This is a genomic window from Tenacibaculum sp. E3R01, from assembly GCF_003318185.1.
Lineage (GTDB): Bacteria > Bacteroidota > Bacteroidia > Flavobacteriales > Flavobacteriaceae > Polaribacter > Polaribacter halocynthiae.
Window position 1 is genome coordinate 621,688 of record NZ_QOCC01000019.1, and the last position, 23,324, is coordinate 645,011.

Annotated in this window: 20 protein-coding genes; 7 read left to right on the forward strand and 13 right to left on the reverse strand. The window is 28.7% G+C overall.

Annotated features, from left to right (window positions below):
* Positions 1 to 52: 52 nt before the first annotated feature.
* Together DS884_RS07925 and DS884_RS07930 are read left to right on the forward strand one after the other, a co-directional pair.
* Entirely contained in the window at positions 53 to 745 is a 693-nt protein-coding gene (locus DS884_RS07925; protein WP_113786384.1) for a ComF family protein, read from the forward strand.
* 53 nt (positions 746 to 798) lie between these two features.
* Positions 799 to 2,394, forward strand: coding sequence for an Ig-like domain-containing protein (locus DS884_RS07930; protein ID WP_113786385.1), 1,596 nt, complete (start codon positions 799 to 801; stop codon positions 2,392 to 2,394).
* 53 nt (positions 2,395 to 2,447) lie between these two features.
* On the opposite strand, the gene DS884_RS07935 is transcribed toward DS884_RS07930, so the two are convergent.
* The 5 genes from DS884_RS07935 to DS884_RS07955 all read right to left on the reverse strand — a co-directional run bounded on the left by DS884_RS07935 (position 2,448) and on the right by DS884_RS07955 (position 7,722).
* Positions 2,448 to 4,142 (reverse strand): glutamine--tRNA ligase/YqeY domain fusion protein, encoded by a 1,695-nt coding sequence (locus DS884_RS07935; protein ID WP_113786386.1) that lies wholly within the window; start codon positions 4,140 to 4,142, stop codon positions 2,448 to 2,450.
* A gap of 81 nt (positions 4,143 to 4,223) precedes the next feature.
* Positions 4,224 to 5,066, reverse strand: coding sequence for a hypothetical protein (locus DS884_RS07940; protein ID WP_113786387.1), 843 nt, complete (start codon positions 5,064 to 5,066; stop codon positions 4,224 to 4,226).
* Between the two features lie 14 nt (positions 5,067 to 5,080).
* On the reverse strand, positions 5,081 to 5,929 hold the full coding sequence (locus DS884_RS07945) for a hypothetical protein (protein ID WP_113786388.1): 849 nt from the start codon (positions 5,927 to 5,929) through the stop codon (positions 5,081 to 5,083).
* Positions 5,930 to 6,016: 87 nt separating this feature from the next.
* A complete protein-coding gene (locus DS884_RS07950) occupies positions 6,017 to 7,057 on the reverse strand; it encodes a helix-turn-helix domain-containing protein (RefSeq protein ID WP_113786389.1) in 1,041 nt (346 codons plus the stop codon).
* 101 nt (positions 7,058 to 7,158) lie between these two features.
* Positions 7,159 to 7,722: a YceI family protein gene (locus tag DS884_RS07955; protein ID WP_093869401.1), complete on the reverse strand. Its 564-nt coding sequence runs from the start codon at positions 7,720 to 7,722 to the stop codon at positions 7,159 to 7,161.
* A gap of 102 nt (positions 7,723 to 7,824) precedes the next feature.
* On the opposite strand from DS884_RS07955, the gene DS884_RS07960 reads away from it, so the two are divergent.
* Entirely contained in the window at positions 7,825 to 8,664 is an 840-nt protein-coding gene (locus tag DS884_RS07960; protein WP_113786390.1) for an AraC family transcriptional regulator, read from the forward strand.
* Positions 8,665 to 8,721: 57 nt separating this feature from the next.
* Here DS884_RS07960 and DS884_RS07965 read toward each other — a convergent pair whose 3' ends face one another.
* Complete coding sequence (locus tag DS884_RS07965) at positions 8,722 to 10,569, reverse strand: M1 family metallopeptidase (RefSeq protein ID WP_113786391.1); 1,848 nt, start codon at positions 10,567 to 10,569, stop codon at positions 8,722 to 8,724.
* A 71-nt stretch (positions 10,570 to 10,640) separates the two neighbouring features.
* Positions 10,641 to 12,320, reverse strand: coding sequence for a S8 family serine peptidase (locus DS884_RS07970; protein WP_113786392.1), 1,680 nt, complete (start codon positions 12,318 to 12,320; stop codon positions 10,641 to 10,643).
* A 139-nt stretch (positions 12,321 to 12,459) separates the two neighbouring features.
* Between DS884_RS07970 and DS884_RS18435 the strand changes: the two genes are divergently transcribed.
* Positions 12,460 to 12,636: a hypothetical protein gene (locus DS884_RS18435; protein WP_158530828.1), complete on the forward strand. Its 177-nt coding sequence runs from the start codon at positions 12,460 to 12,462 to the stop codon at positions 12,634 to 12,636.
* Between the two features lie 46 nt (positions 12,637 to 12,682).
* On the opposite strand, the gene DS884_RS07980 is transcribed toward DS884_RS18435, so the two are convergent.
* The 5 genes from DS884_RS07980 to hflX all read right to left on the reverse strand — a co-directional run bounded on the left by DS884_RS07980 (position 12,683) and on the right by hflX (position 19,907).
* A complete protein-coding gene (locus DS884_RS07980) occupies positions 12,683 to 13,531 on the reverse strand; it encodes an MBL fold metallo-hydrolase (protein ID WP_113786394.1) in 849 nt (282 codons plus the stop codon).
* Between the two features lie 224 nt (positions 13,532 to 13,755).
* The gene (locus tag DS884_RS07985; protein WP_113786395.1) at positions 13,756 to 16,548 is read right to left on the reverse strand and encodes a TonB-dependent receptor; all 2,793 of its coding nucleotides are present in this window, start codon (positions 16,546 to 16,548) and stop codon (positions 13,756 to 13,758) included.
* Positions 16,549 to 16,587: 39 nt separating this feature from the next.
* Positions 16,588 to 17,331, reverse strand: coding sequence for an energy transducer TonB (locus DS884_RS07990; protein WP_113786396.1), 744 nt, complete (start codon positions 17,329 to 17,331; stop codon positions 16,588 to 16,590).
* Positions 17,332 to 17,647: 316 nt separating this feature from the next.
* Complete coding sequence (locus DS884_RS07995) at positions 17,648 to 18,379, reverse strand: energy transducer TonB (RefSeq protein WP_113786397.1); 732 nt, start codon at positions 18,377 to 18,379, stop codon at positions 17,648 to 17,650.
* A 331-nt stretch (positions 18,380 to 18,710) separates the two neighbouring features.
* Entirely contained in the window at positions 18,711 to 19,907 is a 1,197-nt protein-coding gene (gene hflX / locus DS884_RS08000) for a GTPase HflX (RefSeq protein ID WP_093869393.1), read from the reverse strand.
* 35 nt (positions 19,908 to 19,942) lie between these two features.
* Here hflX and DS884_RS08005 point away from each other — a divergent pair, with 35 nt between their 5' ends.
* Together DS884_RS08005 and DS884_RS08010 are read left to right on the forward strand one after the other, a co-directional pair.
* Positions 19,943 to 21,196, forward strand: a complete 1,254-nt coding sequence (locus DS884_RS08005; RefSeq protein WP_113786398.1) for a Y-family DNA polymerase — start codon at positions 19,943 to 19,945, stop codon at positions 21,194 to 21,196.
* A 1-nt stretch (position 21,197) separates the two neighbouring features.
* A complete protein-coding gene (locus DS884_RS08010; protein WP_093869391.1) occupies positions 21,198 to 21,632 on the forward strand; it encodes a LexA family protein in 435 nt (144 codons plus the stop codon).
* A 47-nt stretch (positions 21,633 to 21,679) separates the two neighbouring features.
* Here DS884_RS08010 and DS884_RS08015 read toward each other — a convergent pair whose 3' ends face one another.
* Complete coding sequence (locus tag DS884_RS08015) at positions 21,680 to 22,003, reverse strand: hypothetical protein (RefSeq protein WP_093869390.1); 324 nt, start codon at positions 22,001 to 22,003, stop codon at positions 21,680 to 21,682.
* Positions 22,004 to 22,340: 337 nt separating this feature from the next.
* On the opposite strand from DS884_RS08015, the gene DS884_RS08020 reads away from it, so the two are divergent.
* A complete protein-coding gene (locus tag DS884_RS08020) occupies positions 22,341 to 23,309 on the forward strand; it encodes an endonuclease/exonuclease/phosphatase family protein (RefSeq protein ID WP_113786399.1) in 969 nt (322 codons plus the stop codon).
* The last annotated feature ends 15 nt before the right edge of the window (positions 23,310 to 23,324 follow it).

Sequence of the window (23,324 nt, forward strand, 5' to 3'; positions counted from 1 at the left end):
AATAAAGTGTTATAATTTTTTGTATCTTTCTCTTAAAAACTTGCCAGTAAAGATGCAATTTTTAAAAGATATATTCTATTTATTTTTTCCTAATTTATGTATAAATTGTTCAACAAACTTATTAAAAACAGAATTGTTTTTATGTACAAGTTGTAAACATAGCTTACCAATTATAAATAATAACGAGGTAACACAACAAATGTTACAAGCTATTTTTTATGGTAGAGTTCCTATAAACAGCATACACTCTTTTTTATATTATAATAAAGAGGGTATTACACAAAAAATAATACATGAACTAAAATATAAAAATCAAGAAAACATTGGCGTTTTTTTAGGAAGTTGGTTTGCCTATGAATTAAAAAAGAAAAACATTTTTTCTAATGTTGATTATATAATTCCTGTGCCTTTACATATTTCAAAAGAAAAGCAAAGAGGGTATAACCAAGTTACAAAATTTGCTAAAACGTTAAGTACTGATTTAGAAATTACTTATATTCCAAACAAACTTTTACGTACATCAAAAGCTAAAACACAAACATTACATCAGCGGTTTGAGCGTTTTTCTAAAAATAATACTAAATTTCAATTGAACGACCTTGAGATTTTTAAAAATAAACATGTATTATTAGTAGATGATGTTGTTACTACTGGTGCTACACTGGAAGCATGTTGTAATGAATTGTTAAAAACAGCGCATATAAGTATTAGTATTTGTACCATTGCATATACTGAAAAAGGATAAACATTCGTTTATGTTATTTTACTACTTTTGATGTTGAATTAAAAACTTATTTTGTGAAGCAAATAATTAAAGTTTACATTCTTTTACTAGTTATTTTCATAACAAGTTGTGCCCGTAAAGGAAGGCCTGAAGGAGGCCCTAAAGATGAAGATGCACCAATAATGGTTACTGCTAATCCACCCTATGAAAGTATAGAGTTTAAGGAAGATAACATACGTATTTACTTTGATGAGTATATTGTTTTAAAAGAATTAACAAAACAATTAGTGGTTTCACCACCTTTAAAAAATCCTCCATTAATAACTCCTCAGGGTACTCCAAGTAAATATATAAATATTAAAATTTTAGATACTTTAAAAGCTAATACTACGTATACATTTAATTTTGGTAATGCAGTTCAAGATAATAATGAGAATAATAAACTAGAAAGTTTTAAATATGTTTTGTCTACTGGAAAATATATCGATTCATTAAAAATTAAAGGAAATATATCAGATGCTTTTAAGAAGAAAACAGCAAATAGTATAGGTGTTTTATTATATAAAATTGATAGTAGCTTTAACGATTCAATTATTTACAAGAGAAAACCCGACTATGTTACTAGTACCCTAGATTCTACTAATTTTAACTTTTCAAATATTAAAAAAGGGAAATATTTGTTATTGGCTTTAAAAGAACCAAATAATGATTATATTTTTAATGCTAAGACTGATAAAATTGGTTTTTTGAAAGATACAATCATGTTACCTAGAGATAGTATTATTAAAAAAGATATCAGGATTTTTAAAGAAAAACAACCTTTTAAATTTAAAAGAGGAAAAGAGCTTTTTAAAGGAAAAATTCAATTTGGTTTTAATGGTAAAAGAAAAAACCTAAAAGTATCATTACTATCAAAAGTGCCAGCTAATTTTAAGTCTTATTTTCAATATGAAAAGGAGAAAGATACGCTGTTATATTGGCATACTCCATTAAAAAAAGACTCTTTAAATTTTATTGTTAGTAATAAAGATTTTGTTGATACAATTACTGTTCGTTTAAGAAAAAAGAAAATTGATTCGTTACTAATTAATTCGAATGTAAGTGGAATTTTACATTTAAACGATACATTATTTTTAGAAGGGAATAATCCTATTGTAGCTATTGATACATCAAAAGTTTCTTTTGTAGATAAAGACACTATTAATGTACCTTATCAGTTAAAAAGAATGGACATTAATAAATTAGCTTTAATATTTAAGAAAAAACCTAAAATGGATTACGATTTTAGTGTTTTACCTGCTGGGTTTAAAGATATATATGAAACAAAAAATGATTCATTAAATTATCAATTTAGTACAAAAGAAGTAGAGGACTATGGTAGTATAATTTTAGATATTCAAAATAAGACTAAGAAGAACGTTATTATTCAATTGTTGATAAAGAATAAGGTTATAAAAACGCGATATATTAAAGATTCTAAAAAATTAACTTTTAACTTATTAGAGCCTAAAAAATATACTGTAAAAGCAATTATTGATGATAACAATAATAATAAATGGGATACTGGTAACTTCTTAAAAAGAATTCACCCTGAACGTATTATTTATTTTCCTAAGGAATTTAAGTTAAGAGCCAATTGGATACAGAATGAAAGTTTTGTAATAGAATAAAAAAAACACGCTAAATAAAGCGTGTTTTTTATTTTATTAAAAATGTGTAATTCTTATTTTTTATTTGTTTTTGCCCAATTATCACGTAATCCAACAATTTTATTGAACACTAAATTTTCAGGTGTAGAATCATCATCTACATTAAAATACCCTAGGCGTTGAAATTGAAAACGATCTCCAATTTTTGAAGTTTGTAAACTAGGTTCAACAAAAGCGGTTATTTTTTCTAAAGAATTTGGATTGATAAACTCCATAAAATCTTTGTCTTTGTGAGAGTCTGGTGCTTCATCAGAGAATAATCTATCATATGCTCTAACTTCAGCTTTTACAGCATGTTTTATAGAAACCCAATGCAATGTTCCTTTCACTTTACGTTTGCTCTCTTCAGTACCACTACCAGATTTTGTTAACGGATCATAGGTACAGTGAATAACTGTAATATTTCCGTTTTCATCTTTTTCACAACTAGTAGCTGTAATAAAATAAGCATTTTTTAAGCGTACTTCTTTACCAAGCTTTAATCTGAAAAACTTCTTGTTAGCCTCTTCTCTAAAGTCTTCACGTTCTATATAAATTTCTCTAGAAAAAGGAACTATTCTTGTTCCTGAGTTTTCATCTTCAGGATTGTTTTCTGCAATTAGAATTTCTTCTTTATCCTCAGGGTAGTTATCAATTATTACTTTTACAGGATCTAAAACCCCCATCACTCTATTGGCAGTTTTGTTTAAATCTTCACGTATTTTAAATTCAAGTAAAGCAACATCAATAATGTTTTCACGTTTAGATACTCCAACAGTTTCAATAAAATTACGAATAGCAGCTGGCGTGTATCCTCTTCGGCGTAAACCAGAAATAGTAGGCATACGAGGGTCATCCCATCCGTTTACTACACCTTCTTCAACTAGTTTTAATAACTTTCGCTTACTCATAATAGTATAGCTTAAGTTTAAACGAGAAAACTCTCTTTGTTTAGGAGGGTTTGGGTATGCTGATTTACTATATTCATACACATTATCACGAAACCAATTATATAATTCTCTATGAGGTTTAAATTCTAAAGAACATAATGAATGTGAAACTTGTTCTATATAGTCACTTTCTCCATGTGTCCAATCGTACATAGGATAAATAACCCAATCATTTCCTGTTCTGTGATGCGCTTTCTTTAGAATACGATACATTAATGGATCTCTCATTAACATATTAGGAGAAGTCATATCAATTTTTGCACGTAAAACATGTGTGCCTTCTTCAAACTCTCCATTTTTCATTCGGTTGAATAAATCTAAATTCTCTTCAACACTTCTATTTCTATATGGGCTAGCAACTCCATGCTCTGTAGGAGTTCCTTTTTGTGTACGCATTTCTTCAGAAGATTGAGAATCTATATATGCTTTTCCATCTTTAATTAATTGAACAGCCCAATCATATAATTGTTGAAAATAGTCAGATGAGTATAATTCATTTTCCCATTGATATCCTAGCCAAGTTACATCCTTTTTTATGGCATCAACATACTCTTGTTCTTCTTTTGCTGGATTTGTATCATCAAAACGAAGATTCACAGGAGCATCATATTTTTCACCTAAACCAAAGCTAATTCCAATAGCTTTTGTATGTCCAATATGTAAATATCCATTTGGTTCTGGAGGAAAACGAAAACGTAAATTTTCTTTAGGCATTCCATTAGCCAAATCTTCTTCAATTATTTGTTCAATAAAGTTTAATGATTTCTTTTCTTCTGACATTTTCTCTAAAATTGAAGTGCAAAATTACGTAAAAATGTTGAGGTGATTTATATTTCATTAAAAACCTTAATTTAATGCACTTTACCTTTTATAAGTACCATCAGGTAGAACTGTTGGAAATTTGTAAACTGGATTTGTTAATAAGGTATAAATAGTATTGTCAGTAGTTTTTACTTTTTCTTTTGTGTTTAATTTCCATTCATGTTGAATAGCATTTAATCTGTTTTTTTGCGCTCCTAAAATTGATGTCATCGCCCAATAAATGTATTCGGTAGATTGACAATCGTAAGTACATGTAGTATCGTCATAGGTATACCAAGCATTCGTAGGATAATTATTTGGAATACTATTAAATTTGCCTCCTCTAGCTATATCCATAGCATTACTTAATGATGTTCCTGAGTTTTCTCCAAAAATTGTAGGATACGCTTTAGCATAGCCAGCATGAGTTATAATATGCCAAACCTCTTCGATTGAAGCATCAAACCTTCCTGTATACCCGTTGGTGTGCCATTCAGGAATTGTTTCGTCATTACCTAAATCTTGACCAAGCCTTCCATTTGGTTGGTTTGAAGGCATGTCATTTTGAGTTTTCCATAAAAAAAGAAACGCTTTATTTTCTTTCATTTTATCTACTACAAGTTTGTTGTCAATTATACCATCTTCATTATTATCTAAATATTGTGCCATTAAATTTGCTGCATGTAATAGTTTTTTATCTTCAACTTTCGGAGCTGCATAAATATCGATGCCAAATACAACTACTTTTCTATTGAAACTAGCAAGTTCTGAATCATCATTTTTAATGATTTTAAAATTAGGGTCATTTCCTGCCGAAATTTTGGTATTTAATGTTGAGTTTATGTTATTTCTTGAGCAAGCTATAACACTGATTAAAGTTATTATGTATAGTGCGTTTTTCATTATTTAAAGTTTTTTTATTTTATTCTTTTGCCTAATATATGTTTATAAGATGCAGATAATTTCATGGGAACATTTTTTTTAACCATAAAATTTAATGCTTTTTTTTGGTGTGCATTTAATTTGCTACTATGACCTGCAAAGTTGATTGCCCAAATTTGATGGATATATTCATTTACTGCCGTTACTTTATCATAATTACCATTTTCAGCAGCATTTTGTTCTGAAATATCATATGTTTTTGCTAAAATATCATCATCCATATATTTTCTTAAAGTACCTCCTTCGGTAAATTTAAACTCGCTGTCTGTTCTACTAAAAGCTTCAGTAATTGTATGGAATGTTTCTTCCCAAAGAGCATTAAAAATTTCAGGTCGCCAAGTGGAAGAGTTTAGTTTAGTAAACTCCCAGCCTTTACCGTTATAGTTTTTAACATATGGCCAGTTGTCTGTCTGCATACTCATTCCGTATAACCCTTTCCCTTCAACTAGGTTTGCTGCTGATATTTTATCAACCATAGTTAAAGGACCAGATATGAAAACTAGTTTTTGAGCTAACCATTTGTTTAATTCCTTTTTATCATCATCAACTAAACCGTCATTATTTTGATCTAAGAAATTACTAAATAAACGAACGCTATGCTCAAAAATATCTTTACCAGTTGTTCCTGGTGTTGTTTCGTTTGATGTTGGTTTAACTGCACTAGCTACTATGAAAAAACCATTAATATTATGTACATAATCTGCATTAGCTTTTAAATATGATTCTAACGAAGTTGAATTGCTATTAACCTGATTGTTATCTGAGCAAGAGATACAAAAGAATAGTAGTGAAAAAGTAATAATTTTATTAACTGTGATAATCATAACTTCTAATTTTATATGTTTTTTGGTTTAACTACAAAACTATCACCAAAAGTGTATTAGAAGTATTAGTATGAGTCCGAATAACTCTTATTCGGACATTTTTACATTGTTTTGGTATTGTTTTGGGGTTATTCCTTCTAGGTTTTTAAAAGCAGAATAAAAAGTTGATTTAGAGGAGAAACCAGCTTCTTCTGCTAAACCCAAAATTGAAAGTTGTTTAGCTTTAGGTGATAAAAGAAGCTTTTTAAATTCATTCACTCTAAATTGATTTATAAAATTGTAAAAGTTTTTATTTGTGTGGGTATTAATAAGTTTTGATAATTCTTTTTCTCTAATATCTAATTTTTCAGACAATGTTTTTAATGTGAGATTAGAAGTTAAAAAAAGCTTATCCATTTCAATTTTATCATAGATTATACTAAAAGATTCTTTTGAATATGTTTTTTCTAAAGAGGCTTTGTCATTAATAAATAGAGAGAACTTAAATAAATCAGATTGAGTAAAACCATTATAGCCTATCCAGTAAATCATAATAAAGGTTAAAATGGTTGATAAAAAAGCAAAGTATTGGGTAAGTTTTATACTTTTTAACTCGATAATATCTTCTAAAACCCAAAGAACATGAAAGGTGAAAAATATGTATACTATGGCTTTAAGCCATACAAATGTTTTATTTTCTATGTTAGAGTAAAAATCACCAATTCTATTTTGATTTTTCTTAAGAATTATTGTAATATTAATTAAGAGCAGAATATTAAATAAATATTCAAAATATTTTGTGGCTATATTTTCTACAGGAACAAAGTTTAAAATAAATCCGGGGATGAATAATAAATAGCAATAAGGTTTAATCTTCTCATTTAAGGTTTGTATAGTATATAATAGTAAAAAAGGGATTGTAAATAATGATGATTGAATGTTATTGTAATTTTCAAGTTCATTAACTGATTGACTAAAAGAACCAAATATTTCAATAGTTAATGACCAGAGAAATAAACCTAAAAAAATATTGGCTTTTTTATTGTTTGATTTTGAAGTTATAAAAAGTAAACCAAGCATAAAAGCTGTAGATATTGAAAGAATATCTAAAATACTGTAGAATGAAAAGTCTATTGTTATTTGATTCATATGTATAAAAATACATTCAAATAATTAAAAAAGTCAAAAACTTATGCAAGTTTTTGACTTTAAAAAACATCACTCTTTAATAAAGAGGGATAAGGGAGTTTTTATTGCTGGTTCATTTCTATATTAATAGTAACAGTAACATCTTTACCAATTGGAGACATTCCTTTACCTAAATTAAACTCTTCTCTTTTAATAGTTGAGGTTAATTTTAATCCAGCTTTGTTTTTTCCACTTCGTGCTTTAATAATACCATTTAATTTTCCTTTAAAAGTAATTTCTTTAGCAATTCCATTAATAGTAATGGTACCACTAGTTTCGAAGTTTCCATTATTTAAATCCTTAAAAGAACTACTATTAAATGTAATTGTAGGATTTTTTTTAACATTAAAAAAATCAGGAGATTTTAAATGGTTATCTCTACCTTCTTGATTTGTATTTATGCTGGCAGCGTTTATTGATACTTTAAAAACTGGTTTTTCAAATTTTTCATTTGTTTCAGCATCGATGTCAAAACTATTAAAATTACCAGTAACTTCAGAAATCATAAAATGAGATACTGAAAAAGTTATTGAAGAGTGTGCTTTGTCAACTTTCCATGTGTTTTGTGCGCTAACTACATTTATAGAAAATATTAGAATAAGTGTAATAAATATTTTTTTCATCATAATTACTATTAAATTTATACTTTTAGCAAAAGTAACTTGGTGCTAGTGGCACTGAGTTATGAAAAAAAGCGTTTTTCTTATTAATTTAACCCCCTTTTTTTAATGAAGCTAAACAATCAAATACCTCTTCATAATATTAAAGATGAGTTCACTATAAATATTGAACCTATTTCACATAAAAACACCTATGATTATAATGTTGTTCATAGGCATAATTATTATGAAATTATGTTTTTTGTTAAAGGAGGAGGCTACCAATTGATTGATTTTGATAAAGTTCCAATAGTAGATAATAGTTGTTATTTAATTAAACCAAGGCAAGTACATTTAGTAAAAAGAGAAGAGGAGGCTGATGGTTTTTTAATTCAGTTTTTTAATACCTCTATTTTTTCAGAAGAAGTTAGTTCATTATTAACACTTCAATACCATTCAGATATTAAAGTGATCTTTGAAAACGATAAGTTATTAATAAATAAAGGTATTTCCTTTTTAAATCTTATAAGGAATATTACAAAAGAAGAAAGTGTTTTTCTGAAACAAAAATCTATTCACTTATTATCTACGTTACTTTATGAATTAGAAGAATGCACAATTAAAAAAGGAAAGTTTAAAAATACAAATGATCGTTCTTTAATTAAGTTTACTGAATTGGTAAATCTAAATTTGAATACCAAAACGGTTAATGAATATGCTGAGAAATTAAATATTACGTCTAAAAAATTAACTGATATTGTGAAAAATAAATATGGTATTACACCTTTAAAGTTTATTCATAATGCAGTTCTTTTAGAAATAAAAAGAGATTTAATGTTTAAAGACACTAACCTTAAAGAGATTTCTTATAATTATAATTTTGATAGTCCTTCAAATTTTAGCTTGTTTGTTAAAAAGAACACAGGGTTATCTCCAACTGATCTTCAAAAGGAATTATTAAAAGAATAAAAAAGACGAAGAAATTGAATATTCTTCGCCTTTTTTATTCTTTTTTAATTTCAAAAGTTATTTAGTTTGAAATACGTTGTTTTCTTGATTTATATCAGCCATTAACTTTGATGGATCAATTTCAACTGATTTAATATTTTTTGATGTAGAAAAACTGTAAGTTGGGTGAGCAAATGTCCAGTCTTCAAGAGTTTTTGCCGAAGTTGGTTTTTTACCTCTCATCATACGTAATGGAATATTGAATGATTCTTTAGTTCCATCTGTATAAGTAACGGTAACATCAATAGGCATCGGCATTTGTCCAATACGTTCTAAAGTAATTTCTTTACCAGTAACAGATTTAATTCCATAATCTATAGTGTGAGTAGTTTGTGTCCATTCATTCAAATACCAATCTAATTGAATTCCAGATACTTTTTCGGCAGTTCTTTTAATATCATTTGGTGTTGGATGTTTAAAAGAAAAATCAGTAAAATACTTTTTTAAAGTTTTAGCCACATTTTCTTCTCCAATAATGTATTGAAGTTGTGTTAAAAAGATATTTCCTTTAGAATAGCTTCCCATGCTATAAGCCATGTTGGTATGGTATCTGTCAGCATGAGTTGATAAAGGTTCTTCTGCATTGTTGTTTACAACATAGTTATAATGCCTGTATGAACCTGATTGAGGATTTTCTCTTCCTTGTTCTAAAATTTCATTGGTAGCTTTGTTTGAAATGTGAGTTGTAAATCCTTCGTCCATCCATGGGTGCTTACTTTCATTGGTTGCTAGTAAAAATTGAAACCAAGTATGTGCTAATTCATGGGCTGTAACACCAAATAAACTACCCCATTTACGTTTACCAGTAATTAAAGTACACATAGCATATTCCATTCCGCCATCACCACCTTGAATTACTGAGTACTGTTTGTATGGATATGCTCCTATATGTTTGCTAAAGTAATTCATTAGTTCAGCAGTTTTAGGTTGTAATTTTTTCCAGTTTTCTTGATAAAAAGCGGATAAGTTTTTTTTGTATAAGAAATGTAAATCAATACCATTTTTCATAGTATACGTATCATGAATATACTCAGGGTCAGCAGCCCAAGTAAAATCGTGTACATTAGGAGCTTTAAATTTCCAAGTTAATTTTTTTCCTGAAGGAATGTTTAGTTCTTCTTTTTTGTTTTCGTAACCATGACCTACTTCTTGAGGGTTTTGAATATAACCAGTACCTCCAACAACATAATTTTTGTCAATATGAAGAGTTACATCAAAGTCACCCCATACACCATGGAATTCACGACCTAAATATGGAGGCGTATGCCATCCTTCAAAATCATATTCAGCCATTTTAGGATACCATTGTGTCATTGATAAAGCAACCCCTTCTTTGTTACCTCTTCCAGTACGACGAATTTGTTTAGGAACTTGAGCGTTAAAAACCATATCAAAAGTTACACTTTCACCTGGTTGAATAGGTTGGTTTAAGGTAACCTCTAAAATAGTACCCACAGTTTCATGTTTTACTGCAGATCCATTTTGTTTTAATGTATTAACTTTAATATACCCAATTTCAGAAGGAGACAATTTGCTAATTCTGTCGTTAACTCTTTTATCTGGATCTTTAATGTTTCTAGAACGAACATCCATTTGAGAATTTGGCTGGAATGCATTAAAGTATAAATGATAAAATACTTTGTTTAATACATCAGGAGAGTTATTGGTGTATACTAATTTTTGTATTCCTTTGTATTGATATGTTTTAACATTCATATCAATATCCATTGTGTAGTTTACACGTTGTTGCCAATATGTGCTACTGCTTGTTTTAGTTGTTTGAGGAGTTGAAATTGTTTGTTGTTGGTTGGTTGATGCGCAAGCTAACATCGATATTAATGAAACCCCTAAAAATAATTTTTTCATTCTATTTAATTATTTATAAAAAAAGAGCATTTTTTAAAATGCTCTTTTCAAATATACTTATTTTCTGGTAATTATTTTCTTCCATTTACCATTCTGTCTGCCATTCTTAAAGCATTATATGCATTAACTACACGACCTGATACAGATAAGCTTGAAAAAGGAACTAATTCTCCTTTTGGATTTGTTCTAGATTTTGAACCTGGTTTTGTAACCGTTAAGTCAATTTTAGTACCTGAGTTCATTAAAATATGTTTTACCTGACTAGCAGATAATTGCGGGTAGTATGAACGAACTAAAGCAGCTACTCCAGCCGCACAAGGAGCAGCCATTGAGGTTCCGCTTATTTTTTGATATGTATTATCTGGGAAAGTAGAGTGTATGTTATAACCTGGAGCAAAAATATCTACATTTATTTTACCATAGTTAGAAAAACTAGCTGGTAAGTTTTCATCATAATTTGCTGTCATAGCCCCAATAGTTAATACATTGTCGGAAATTTCATTTACTAAATCTGGAGCATCATTAGGGAATGTTTTTTTGATGTCAATGTTTGCCCCATCATTACCAGCAGCGTTTACGATTAACACATCTTTTTTGGCAGCATATTTTAAAGCATCATATACCCATTCTTTATTTGGAGAAAACGCTTTACCAAAACTAGTGTTAATTACTTTAGCACCATTATCAACAGCATAACGAATACCTAAAGCAACATCTTTATCATACTCATCACCATCCGATACTGAACGTACTGCCATAATTTTAACATTATTAGCAACACCATTCATACCTTTACCATTGTTTCTAGTAGCTCCTATAATTCCAGACACATGTGAACCATGTGCTTCATCTTTTTTAGAATGACCTGTGTTTCCATCACCCGAACCTGGTTTGTCGTTAATGTCATATGCATTATCACCAACAACAGTTCTGTAGTCTGTTTTTAAATTATCTCCGTTGATTGTCTTTTTACCACTTTCTATACTTTTAATGAAGTACTCAACACCTCTTTTTAATTCGTCTTTAGCAGTTTTTAAATTAGGTAAACCAAAACCAAATACTTGTTTTGAAATCTCTACATATTGTTTTAAATTATTATCATTTAAAGCGAAAATTTCCTCTTTACTGTAGTTGTCTCTCCCAAAATGCTTTTTAAATGCTTCGTCAGCATTTTTTACACCTTGTAATAATTGTTCATATCTAGTTTTATTTTGGATTAATTTTTCTTGTGCTTTTTTAGCTTCATTAACTTTGTTTTCTTGATATGCTTTTACTTCTGCTAATGTTGCTGCATCTGCAACTGAAGGTTTCATTAAAATACGTTCATATTCTAAATGTTCTTTATATGATTTTCCTAAGAAATTCCATCCATTAATATCATCTACATATCCATTTTTGTCATCATCAATTCCGTTACCCGCAATTTCTTTTTTATTCACCCATGCTACATCTTTTAAATCTTCATGTTTTAAATCTGTACCACTGTCAACAACACCAACAATAACTTCAATACTTTTTTTTCCTTGTAAAAATGTATACGCTTTGTCAACACTCATTCCAGGAATACTATCAGTAGCTAAATCTAAATGTTGCCAATTGTCTTTTTGGAAATCTGTTAAAGGGGCCTTTTTAGCAGGAATGTTAATAACTGTATTAATTCCTGTTGGCACAGCCATTTTGCTTACCGATGAACAACCTACTAAGGTTGTAATTGCCATTGCCGAATAAAGAATAGGCTTTAAAACTCTCATAATATTTATTTCTTATTTAAAGAAAGTAAATTTATGGTTTAAATATGATTTTATACTTTTATATTTTATGAATTTGCATAAAATTAACACTTTTTGTTTTTTATTATTATTACATTTAACCGAAGAAAATATATTAAATATGGAAAATTTTAAAAAATTTGCTCTTAATATGAGTCAATTAAAAGTTGTTAACGGGGGAGAAGTTCCTAGTAATTATGAGTTAAAATCTGGTAATTATGGTTATGAAAGCGATTTAGAACATAAACTTAATACTTCAAGAATTGTCTGGAGTAGAATTTGTAAATGTAACCACTAATTATTACGAAATTCATAAAAAGAAGGGGAGTTTTGACTCCTCCTTTTTATAAACCAAAAATGTCTATAAATTTATAAGTTTCTTTTAAACGAACTCCTTTTTCTGTATGTTGTACAGTACAAAGTTCATTATGAGCATCATGCTCTAAAAACAAATAAAAATCTTTATCTGCTGCTTCGTTTAAAAACACTTGTTTTTCTTTTATTGTAAGTAATGGTCTAGTATCATAACCCATTACATAAGGAAGTGGTATATGTCCAACTGTAGGAAGTAAATCAGCCATAAAAACAATGGTTTTTCCTTGATACATTATTTTAGGAAGCATTTGTTTTTCTGTATGTCCATCAACAAAAACAACATCAAATCCTACTTGATCTTTCGTGTTTCTATGAACAAAATTTAACTGTCCGTTTTTTTCAATTGGCAATATATTTTCTTTTAAGAAGGAAGCTTTTTCTCTTGGGTTGGGCTCAGTAGCCCATTGCCAATGACGATCATTACTCCAAACTTTAGCATTTTTAAAAGCAGGCATATATCCTGTTCTGTCTTTGTTCCATTGAATAACACCACCACAATGATCAAAATGTAAGTGCGTTAAAAAAACATCCGTAATATCATCTCTATGAAATCCATATTTAGCTAATGAAGAGTCTAAAGAGAAGTCTCCAAATAGATAATAGTAACCAAAAAATTTATCTGATTGTTTGTTTCCAAGTCCAGTGTCAATAAGTGTAAGTCTATCTCCATCCTCAATAAGCATACAACGCAAACTCATATCAATCATGTTTTTGCTGTCAGCAGGATTGGTTTTTTGCCAAATGGATTTAGGAACAACACCAAACATGGCTCCACCATCTAGTTTAAAATTTCCTGTTTCTATAGGATATATTCGCATAACTACAAAGATGCAGAATTTTAACTATATTTTTTGTTAATAAAAACAAAAAAAACTTAGTTGCATTTAATGTTTTGAATTAGAAAGAGAAGTCGTTGTAAATATGTTTTAATTTTGATTATTCTCTTTTTATGAATTCGTAAAATGAAAAAAGGTAGCAATTTAATATTGCTACCTTTAGTATATTTATATGTAACTTTTAAAAGTTGTTACAATATTGAGATTTAATTATTGATTGTCCAAGAAATGTAATATAATTTACCAATTCTCCCAGATCCTGGTGCAACTAAATATTCTTTTCCAAAGATATTAGTACCACCAATTTTAAATTTAGATTTTAACGAAGGAATTCTATAGTTTAATTGAGCGTCAAGAACAGTTCTAGCTTCTACATCTCCTTTAGCAAAAGGTGAAACCCATTTATGACTATCTAACCATCTACCGTTAATGTTAAATCCAAAGTTTTTGAAAAGTTTATCATTACCTAACTGAACTTTTACTGTATGTTTTGGAGTATTGAAATTAGGTTCAAATGAACCAAAATCAGCATCTTCGAAAGAGTAATCAATAAAGTTATAGTTTACTCCGAAGTCATAATTTCTAAAGAACTTAGTATGCATTCCTAATCCGAAACCGTATGATTTTACTTGTGATTTACTATTTGTAATTAAGTAAAACTCACGAACGTGTCCTTGGTTTAAAGCTAAATTAGCATCAGCATCTAATTGACCAGTTGCAATCACTGTTCCATAGTTTGGAACAACTACATCTTGAAAAAACACAAAATCATCATGTTGACTATAGAAACCATTAACATCAATATCTAAATTAGTGTTGTTATTTAAACGTAGTATGCTTCTATATCCAAGTTCAAAAGTTTTAACAACTTCAGCTTGAATTTCTTTATAATCAGATTTAATTAAGCTTCCGTTCGCATTTATAAAGTTTGTGTCATAAACAGATCTTGTTAATAAAGCATTGTTTATAATATCACTACCAGTTGTTTCAGTAATAACAGTACCAAAACCAGGGAAGAAATTCTCATTTCTATATTGAATTCTTCTTAAGTTGTCAGCTGTAGAACCAACATTAGTTTTAACACCTGTGTTTAAAAATAAATATTGTTCTTGTATCGTAGGATTACGGAAACCAGTTTGAAATGATGCTCTTAAGATATGATCTTTATCTTGACCTAAAGAGTAATTCACTGCAAAACGAGGAGAAACATTTCCTTTAAAATTTTCTGATTTATCATAACGAAGAGAAGCAGTTAATTTTAACCTTTCATCCATTAATTTCTTTTGAACTTGGGTGTATACACCATATTCTTGAACGCTTATTGCTTCATCTTTATCATTAAAAATAGTTCCTTTAGATTCAGGGTTGTATTCTCTAAATGATCCACCAACTTGAACATCAGCCCAATCGTTTAATAAACTTCTAAAGTTATAGTTACCTTCTAAATGTTGATAAGAACTTTTGTCATATATAGCACTACCACCTTCTTCAGTTATTAAAGTAGTTGTTATTTTATTAAAAGCACTATTAAAAGCAGTCGTGCCAGGCTGTAATCTGTTTCTGTCAGCATAATTTCTTGAAGCTTCAACAGTTTGATTATTAAGGTATCTTTGAATGAAATAATCATTGATATATGATCCAAATGGAGTAGATGCTTCAGTAAGGTATATACCTGTTCTGGTTAAATCATAACTATTTCCTGCATCATTTCTTGTGTAATATCCTCTTACATAAAAATTATCTCCTTTAACTTCTAATTTTGATTGTCCTATATAGTAATTACGTTGTGCAAATCTACTAGTTCCTTGGAAAAGATTGTCTCCCATACCTAGTCTAGTTGCTAACTGAATTTCTAATGATTCATCTTTAAAAGGTCTGTAGTGTAAAGAACCTGAAAATTTTAAATTTTTAGATTTATAGCTATTTAATAAATCTTTTTCAGCATACCCAGTTCTTCTAAGAAGAAGATCTGCTGGTATCGTTGGACTTCCAGGTCTAACAGATTGTAAAAATGCATTAAAATTAGATAAACCATAAAATAATTCATCACCATAAGTATTAACTCCATCATAGTTTGGAGTTGAGTTAAGTGATCCATCAATTAGTTTGTTTGTATCTACTTCTCTATTTCTAGTGTCATTAGCATGCCATTCTTCAGCTTCAAAATATGAGAAGTTAACTTTTGCTGCAAACGCTTCGCTAAACTTGTAACCCATTCTTACTGCAACATCATAAAATGTATTGTTTCCTGCAGCTTCTTGACTCATTACCCCGCTTTTAAGAAGTATGTTGATACCTGTAAAATCAAAAGGGCTTTTAGTATTTAAAAGCATAATACCATTATATGCATTTGCTCCATATAAAGCAGAAGCCGCACCAGGTAAAATTTCAACGCTTTTTATATCTAATTCAGATACACCAGATAAGTTACCCGCACTAAAATTTAATGCAGGAGCAGCTGTATCCATTCCATCTACTAATTGAACAAAACGAGAGTTGCTAAAATCAGCAAAACCTCTTGTGTTAATAGATTTAAAACCGTAACTACCTTCTCTTGAGCTAATTCCTTTTAAGTTTGTTAAACCATCATAAAAAGAATTTGAAGTGTTCTTTCTTATATCATTAAGACCAAATCTTTCAATAGTTACTGGTGATTCTATAATTCTTTCCGGAACTCTAGAAGCAGAAATAACTACTTGATCTAATAATAAATTTTCTTTAAGAATTACGTTTACCTCTTGATCTAATGAAGTAATTTCTATTGTTTCAGTTCTGTAGCCAAAAGAAGAAACAATTATCGTTTGAGGTAATTTGTTACTAATAGTAATAGAAAACTCTCCATCTTCATTAGATAATGCATAGTTTTTACCATTTGTAATTTTAGCATTGTAAAACGGCTCTAAATACTCATCGTAAACGACTCCATTAATTTTTACTTGCGCATAGCTAACCATAACGCATAAAGTAAAAACAATCATTGCTAACTGTTTTTTAAACATTTTTTTTAATTTTAATTATAATATAAAAGTGATTGGGAATTATTCTTCTAAAGAAAAGTTAATAGGGAAGCCGTATTTAACAGATACCTTTTCTCCTTCTCTTCTTGCAGGTTTAAAACGTGAAAGTTTGGTTACAACTCTTTTAGCTTCTTCATTTAGGATTTCTCCATTTTTAGGCCCTAGAGTTTTTATATTTCTTACATATCCATTTTTGTCAATAATAAAACGAACCCAAACTTCACCTTGAATTTGATCTCTTACAGCCTCACTAGGATATCTAAAATACTTTTGAATATGTTTAATCATTTCTGTGTTAAAACAATTCATTCTATCTTCTTTTTTTACACTATTACAAGTGTCAAAAGAAGGTATTTTATCAACAGCAGTAAATCTTGAAGCTTTCCTAACTTCTTCTTTAGATAACTTTTCTTTTAAGCTTTCGATATTGTTTTTTAAACTAACTGATTTAGTTTTTATTTTTTCATTTTGAATACTAGGAGTAGTTTCAATTTTACTAACACCAGCTGTGTTTAATGTTCCAAGACTAGAAGCTGCACGCTTTTTTATAGGTTCTCTTTTCTTTAGAAAACGTCTTCTTGCTGAAACTTTAACTGTAATTTGTCTAGTTTTTTTGTCTTTCGAATTTTTAGATGGCTTAATAGTACATTTTGTGATACTATTTAAATCTAATGATTCATCTTCTGGAGATGCGCAGACCTCTTGAGCTGTAGTACTAAAAACTGAAATCATTACTAATACTACGAGTAAAAGTGTTTTTTTCATAAAAGGGGAGTTCAAAAATTAATAACCTTAAAATTGTAATATACTTGTTAGTAGCTTGTTAGTTAGTTAGCTGTTTTTAGCGGGTGCAAATTTATGAAAAAAAATTAAATCAAGTTATTTTTTTAACTTTATTTCACTATTTGTATAAAGTCTAAATAGATAAAGTGTTGTTTATGTTGGTTTTACAATAGGGTGTTATAGGTTTTATTATGAGTTTTTATTCTCTTGTTCACTAATTAAACAGAAAAGAGTCTAGTTTTTTTAATTAAAAAAACTAGACTCTTTTCTGTTTAATATTATATTATATTCAATAACTTTAATCTAGTGAATTATCAAGGTTAAAGCTTATAGGAAATGTATATGTAACATTGATATCTTTATTATTTTGTTTACCAGGAATAAATTTAGGTAATAATGAAACTACTCTAATGGCTTCTTTTTCTAAAGAGTCGCTGTCTTTAGGTCCAGTAGTAATAATATTCTTTATTGTTCCTTTGTTTGTAATTACAAAGCTTATCCAAATATCACCAGTAATTTTTTTTCTAATTGCGTCTTCTGGGTACACAATGTTTTGAACTAAGTGTTTTTGCATTTCATGATTAAAACAATCAACAATACTTAAAGAACTATCTGAACAAGATTGGAATTGTGGTATTTGATCAACAGTGTCAAAAGATATTTTTCTACGTGAATTTTCCTCTTCTATTGCATTGTTTATTTTAGCTATTCTACTTTTTAAGTCATTTATTTTTAATTGATTGTTGCTGTTTTCTGCTTTGATGTTGATATTAGCTGCGCGTAATTGGTTGGCAGTATGAACTTCTTTATTTTCAAATAGACGTCTTTTATGTCTACTTCTATTAGATACAACAATAACTTTAGATGCTTTTTTTGAACCATCTATTTTGTTAGTGCCAGTAACTATGCACTTTGTTATATTAGAAATTTCATTAATGGATTCTACATCAGATTTTGAAGTACACACTTCTTGAGAAAATGCTACTTGAAAACCGAGTAGGGCTAGTAATAATAGGGTTAGTTTTCTCATACGTTTATAATTAAATCCTATAAATTTTGCTTACTAAAAAAATAGATTTAGTGTATAGTCACTAATTCTAAAAGGGGGTATTTTAGTTTGCTAATTATTAGTTAGGAAGTTTTTTAATAATTATATGTTTGTATTTGAAAAACTAAAAAATTACTTTTTTGATGTTCTTTTTTTTGTGAAGGTGTTAAATTTATGAGCGTTTTCATTTTTAGGGGGCTTAAAATGTTAATATTATATTAAAATAATAATTTAAAGATATAGAAAAATAATTAAAAAAACTAATTTCAGGTGTTTTATGTTAATAATATGATGTTGAGTTAAAAGAAAAAAACTACTCTAAGTATAAGAAATCGTTATACGGAAAGCGTTCAATATGAATCTTTTTAACTTCATTATATGTTTTCTCTTTAAATTCTTCTAAATTACTTTTATTGAGTGCTGAAATAAAAATACTTTCTTTCTGTAAATCATTCATCCAAGTTTTTTTCCAATCCTCAAGAGTATAATGCGCTTTAGTTTTTTCTGTAATTAAATCATCATCATCTATTGTTTCATGTGTATAAGCATCAATTTTATTAAAAACCATAACAGCAGGTTTGTCTGCGCTGTCAATTTCATCTAAAATTTGATTAACAGAAGAAATATGATCTTCAAAATTTGGATGTGATATATCAACAACATGTAATAATAAATCAGCTTCTCTAACTTCGTCAAGAGTAGATTTAAACGACTCTACTAATTGCGTAGGTAACTTTCTTATAAAACCAACGGTGTCAGTCATTAAAAAAGGAATGTTTTTTATTACTACTTTTCTAACAGTTGTATCAAGTGTTGCAAATAATTTATTTTCAGCAAAAACATCGCTTTTACTGATAACATTCATTAAAGTTGATTTTCCAACGTTGGTATAACCAACTAGAGCTACACGAACCATTTTACCTCTGTTTTTTCGTTGAACGGCCATTTGTTTATCAATGGTGGTCAATTTCTTTTTTAAAAGGGTAATTTTATCTCTAATTATACGACGATCTGTTTCTATTTCAGTTTCACCAGGACCGCGCATTCCAATACCACCTTTTTGTTTGTCAAGGTGAGTCCACATTTTTGTTAGCCTAGGTAAAAGGTATTGATATTGAGCTAGTTCTACTTGAGTTTTTGCGGAGCTGGTTTGTGCCCTGTTTGCAAAGATGTCTAAAATTAAATTTGTTCTATCCAATATTTTACAATCAAGAATCTTTTCTATATTTCTTAATTGCGCAGGAGAAAGTTCATCATCAAAAATAGCAGTACCAATATTATGAGTTTCTATGTATGCTTTTACATCATCTAATTTTCCAGTACCTAAAAATGTTTTAGGATTTGGTTTTTCTAGTTTTTGAACAAAACGTTTTACTGTAACACCACCAGCAGTAGATGTTAAAAATTCTAATTCATCTAAATATTCTTCAGATTGTTTATCATTTTGCTGTTGGGTTATAATACCAATTAAAACCGCTTTTTCAGATATGGCCTTACGTGTTTCTATCATAGAGTGCAAAAGTACGAATTTCTTATCTTTACACGATGTTTGCTTTAGTTGATTGTAATAATTTTTATGCTTCTTGTGAGCGGGTGTTTAATCCGAATTTACTTCAGAAGCCTGTGGTTGTGTTAAGTAACAATGACGGGTGCGTTATTTCACGCAGTGATGAGGCTAAAAAGTTTATTCCTATGGGAGCACCGGCTTTTAAATTTAAAAGGGAATTTAAAAGTTATAATGTTACTGTTTTGTCTTCAAATTATCCTTTGTATGGAGATATGAGTGAACGTGTAATGAATATTTTATCCAATTTTACGCCAGATATTGAGGTATATTCAATTGATGAAGCTTTTTTAGAGTTTAAAGGTTTTGATAAAGTTAATTTTAATGATTATGGGACAAAAATAAAACAACGAATTTCAATGTGGACAGGAATCCCTACCTGTGTTGGTATTGCTCCTACTAAAGCTTTGAGTAAAGTGGCTAATAAAATAGCAAGAAGTTTTCCAGAAGAAACAGAAGGTGTTTATGTTATAGATTCTGAAGAGAAAAGGATGAAGGCTTTAAAATGGATGCCTATAGAAAAAGTTTGGGGAATAGGTTATCGTCTTCAAAAAAGGCTAAAAGAGAAAGGTTGTTTTAAGGCATTAGATTTTGCAGAATTAGATAGTGAATGGGTGCGAAAAAATTTTTCTATAACTGAGTGGAAGTTACAACAAGATTTAAGAGGTAAATCTGTTTTGAAATTAGAGGATGTGTTAAATAAAAAGGCTATTGCTACTACAAGAAGTTTTGAATATACCTTTTCTGATTTGGCCAATATAAAAGAGCGTATTGCTACTTTTGCAATGTCTTGTTCTGAAAAATTACGAAAGCAAAATTCATGTTGTCATATGGTTATTGTATCTTTAAGTAGTAATAAACATGAAAAAGAAAATGAAAGATATCGGGCTAGTAAGTCAATTGTTTTTTCGCATCCAACAAATTCATCTTTAATAATTAGCAAAGAGGCTGTTAACGCTGTTGAGACAATTTTTAAAAAAGGTGTAAATTATAAAAGAGCTGGCGTTATAGTTACAGGTCTAGTACCAGATGAAAATTTTCAATTAAACTTTTTTGAAATGGAGAACCCAAAACATAAACCTTTAATGAAGGTAATAGATACTGTAAATAGAAAGTTTAAATCAGATGCAATAAAATTAGCTAGTCAAGATTTAAAACGTACTTGGAAAATGCGTCAAGAACATTTGTCTCCAAAGTTTACAACGAATATTAATCAAATTATTAAAGTAAAATAATATGAAAGCATCTAAAGCATTAACTTTTTTTTCTATTAAAGACTTGAAAAATGAGGGTTCAGTGTACATAGATATAGGGATTTCTGCAGGATTTCCTTCGCCCGCTGATGATTTTAAAGAGACTCGTATTTCTTTAGATGAAGAATTAATTAAGAACAAAGAAGCAACTTTTTTTGCGAGAGTTAGTGGTCAATCTATGATAGGGGCAGGATTAGATGATAATGACTTATTGGTTATTGATAGAAGTATTGAACCAACAAATAACAAAATAGCAGTATGTTTTTTAGATGGTGAATTTACTGTTAAACGATTAAGAGTTGAGGGAGTCAATGTATGGCTACAACCAGAGAACCCTGACTATCCTGTTATTAAAATAACAAAGGAAAATAATTTTGTTATATGGGGTGTGGTAACTAGCGTTATAAAAAAAGTATAAAAAAACCTCGACTTTGCGAGGTTTTAATTATACACAACTTTCATTAATTAACTTCTAACGATCTTTAAAGGCATTTTATATATTTGTACTGATTTTTTTATGTTTTTATACACTCTTTTGTAATTTAGTTTACTTTTAATGTAAGCACAAACTTCTGGACTAGCACAATCTACGTCTAAAATAACTACTTCACCTTTTTTGTTTACTAAGAAATCTATAGTAGTTTTAACATCTTTCTCAATAGTAAAATCTACTTTTCCTAATAATTTTACAATGTTGGTTCTGATTTCTTCTTTTACTGGATTTTCATTAATTGCAAATGCTGAGACATTCATCAAAGCAACAAATACTAATAAAACAAATTTTCTCATCTTTCTTGGTTTTTATAAATAGAGGGTTAAATATTCTGTTTATTTTATGTTGTAAAAATACTGTGTATTAGTTGTTTATAGTTTGTTTTTTGTGTTATGTAAAAATGTTTTTTATGTTATTTAATACTCTTTATAGTGTTGCGTAACAATTACTTAACATTGAGTTATGCTTGTTTTTTATTTACATTTATAGTTAATAATTAAATTGTTGTTGTATAGTTTTATTGATTTGATATTTTTTTAAAAAAAATTAATAAAAATTTTTCAATACTTTGTGTTATCACAATGTTTAATTGTAATATTTACTTTGTAAATTAGATGAAATTTTTTTGATTAAATGTCTAGAAATAAACGAAAAAACACTCTTACAGTTGCTTTTTATAATGTTGAAAATTTATTTGATACCATTGATAATCCATTAACAATGGATAATGACTTTACTCCAAAAGGAAAGAAGAAATGGAATAAAAATAGATATAGACATAAAATAAAAAAAATTAGCTCAATATTACCTCTTTTAGGTGCTCAAGAATCAAAGTATGCTCCAGCTATAATTGGTTTAGTAGAAGTTGAAAATGCTAAAGTGTTGAAAGATTTAATAAGGCATAAAAATCTTATAAATCATAATTATAGTTATATACATTACAATTCACCTGATGAAAGAGGTATTGATGTTGCAATGCTATATAAGAATGACTTATTTACTGTTTTATCATCAAAAACGCATCCATTACATTTAAGCGGTACTGATGGGAATCATGATTACACCAGGGATTTACTAGTGGTTAAAGGAGTTTTAAACGGTGATTTAGTGCATGTTTTAGTTAATCATTGGCCGTCAAGGAGAGATGGAGAGGATAAAACTCAACATAAAAGAATTAAGGCAGCAAAGTTAGTTCATGAAGTTATAGAAGAAATAAAGAGTGAAGAAAAAGTTGAATCTAAGTTTATTATTATGGGAGATTTTAATGATGATCCATCAAGTGAGAGTGTTAAAAAACATCTTGTAACTAATGAATTTTACAACCCTATGTATACTATGCATAAAAAAAATAATGGAACTTCAACTTTTTATAACGAATGGCACTTATTTGATCAGATAATTATATCAAATAATTTTGATAATGATGAAAGTAGCTTAATTTTTTCGAAGGCTAAAATTTTCAAGAAACCTTGGATGAGAATTTATAAAGGTAAATTTAAAGGTAGTCCCTTTAGAACATATATTGGCCCATGGTATGAAGGTGGTTTTTCAGATCATTTTCCTGTGTATTTAACTTTCAATAAAAAAAGTCTCAGAAAATAGAATTCTGAGACTTTT

What these genes read in the sequence shown, in the direction of transcription:
- DS884_RS07925 (WP_113786384.1), top strand. Translation starts at nt 53, where the DNA reads ATGCAATTTTTAAAAGATATATTCTATTTATTTTTTCCTAATTTATGT.
- DS884_RS07935 (WP_113786386.1), bottom strand. Translation starts at nt 4,142, where the DNA reads ATGTCAGAAGAAAAGAAATCATTAAACTTTATTGAACAAATAATTGAA.
- DS884_RS07940 (WP_113786387.1), bottom strand. Translation starts at nt 5,066, where the DNA reads ATGAAAAACGCACTATACATAATAACTTTAATCAGTGTTATAGCTTGC.
- DS884_RS07945 (WP_113786388.1), bottom strand. Translation starts at nt 5,929, where the DNA reads ATGATTATCACAGTTAATAAAATTATTACTTTTTCACTACTATTCTTT.
- DS884_RS07950 (WP_113786389.1), bottom strand. Translation starts at nt 7,057, where the DNA reads ATGAATCAAATAACAATAGACTTTTCATTCTACAGTATTTTAGATATT.
- DS884_RS07955 (WP_093869401.1), bottom strand. Translation starts at nt 7,722, where the DNA reads ATGATGAAAAAAATATTTATTACACTTATTCTAATATTTTCTATAAAT.
- DS884_RS07960 (WP_113786390.1), top strand. Translation starts at nt 7,825, where the DNA reads ATGAAGCTAAACAATCAAATACCTCTTCATAATATTAAAGATGAGTTC.
- DS884_RS07965 (WP_113786391.1), bottom strand. Translation starts at nt 10,569, where the DNA reads ATGAAAAAATTATTTTTAGGGGTTTCATTAATATCGATGTTAGCTTGC.
- DS884_RS07970 (WP_113786392.1), bottom strand. Translation starts at nt 12,320, where the DNA reads ATGAGAGTTTTAAAGCCTATTCTTTATTCGGCAATGGCAATTACAACC.
- DS884_RS18435 (WP_158530828.1), top strand. Translation starts at nt 12,460, where the DNA reads ATGGAAAATTTTAAAAAATTTGCTCTTAATATGAGTCAATTAAAAGTT.
- DS884_RS07980 (WP_113786394.1), bottom strand. Translation starts at nt 13,531, where the DNA reads ATGCGAATATATCCTATAGAAACAGGAAATTTTAAACTAGATGGTGGA.
- DS884_RS07985 (WP_113786395.1), bottom strand. Translation starts at nt 16,548, where the DNA reads ATGTTTAAAAAACAGTTAGCAATGATTGTTTTTACTTTATGCGTTATG.
- DS884_RS07990 (WP_113786396.1), bottom strand. Translation starts at nt 17,331, where the DNA reads ATGAAAAAAACACTTTTACTCGTAGTATTAGTAATGATTTCAGTTTTT.
- DS884_RS07995 (WP_113786397.1), bottom strand. Translation starts at nt 18,379, where the DNA reads ATGAGAAAACTAACCCTATTATTACTAGCCCTACTCGGTTTTCAAGTA.
- hflX (WP_093869393.1), bottom strand. Translation starts at nt 19,907, where the DNA reads ATGATAGAAACACGTAAGGCCATATCTGAAAAAGCGGTTTTAATTGGT.
- DS884_RS08005 (WP_113786398.1), top strand. Translation starts at nt 19,943, where the DNA reads ATGTTTGCTTTAGTTGATTGTAATAATTTTTATGCTTCTTGTGAGCGG.
- DS884_RS08010 (WP_093869391.1), top strand. Translation starts at nt 21,198, where the DNA reads ATGAAAGCATCTAAAGCATTAACTTTTTTTTCTATTAAAGACTTGAAA.
- DS884_RS08015 (WP_093869390.1), bottom strand. Translation starts at nt 22,003, where the DNA reads ATGAGAAAATTTGTTTTATTAGTATTTGTTGCTTTGATGAATGTCTCA.
- DS884_RS08020 (WP_113786399.1), top strand. Translation starts at nt 22,341, where the DNA reads ATGTCTAGAAATAAACGAAAAAACACTCTTACAGTTGCTTTTTATAAT.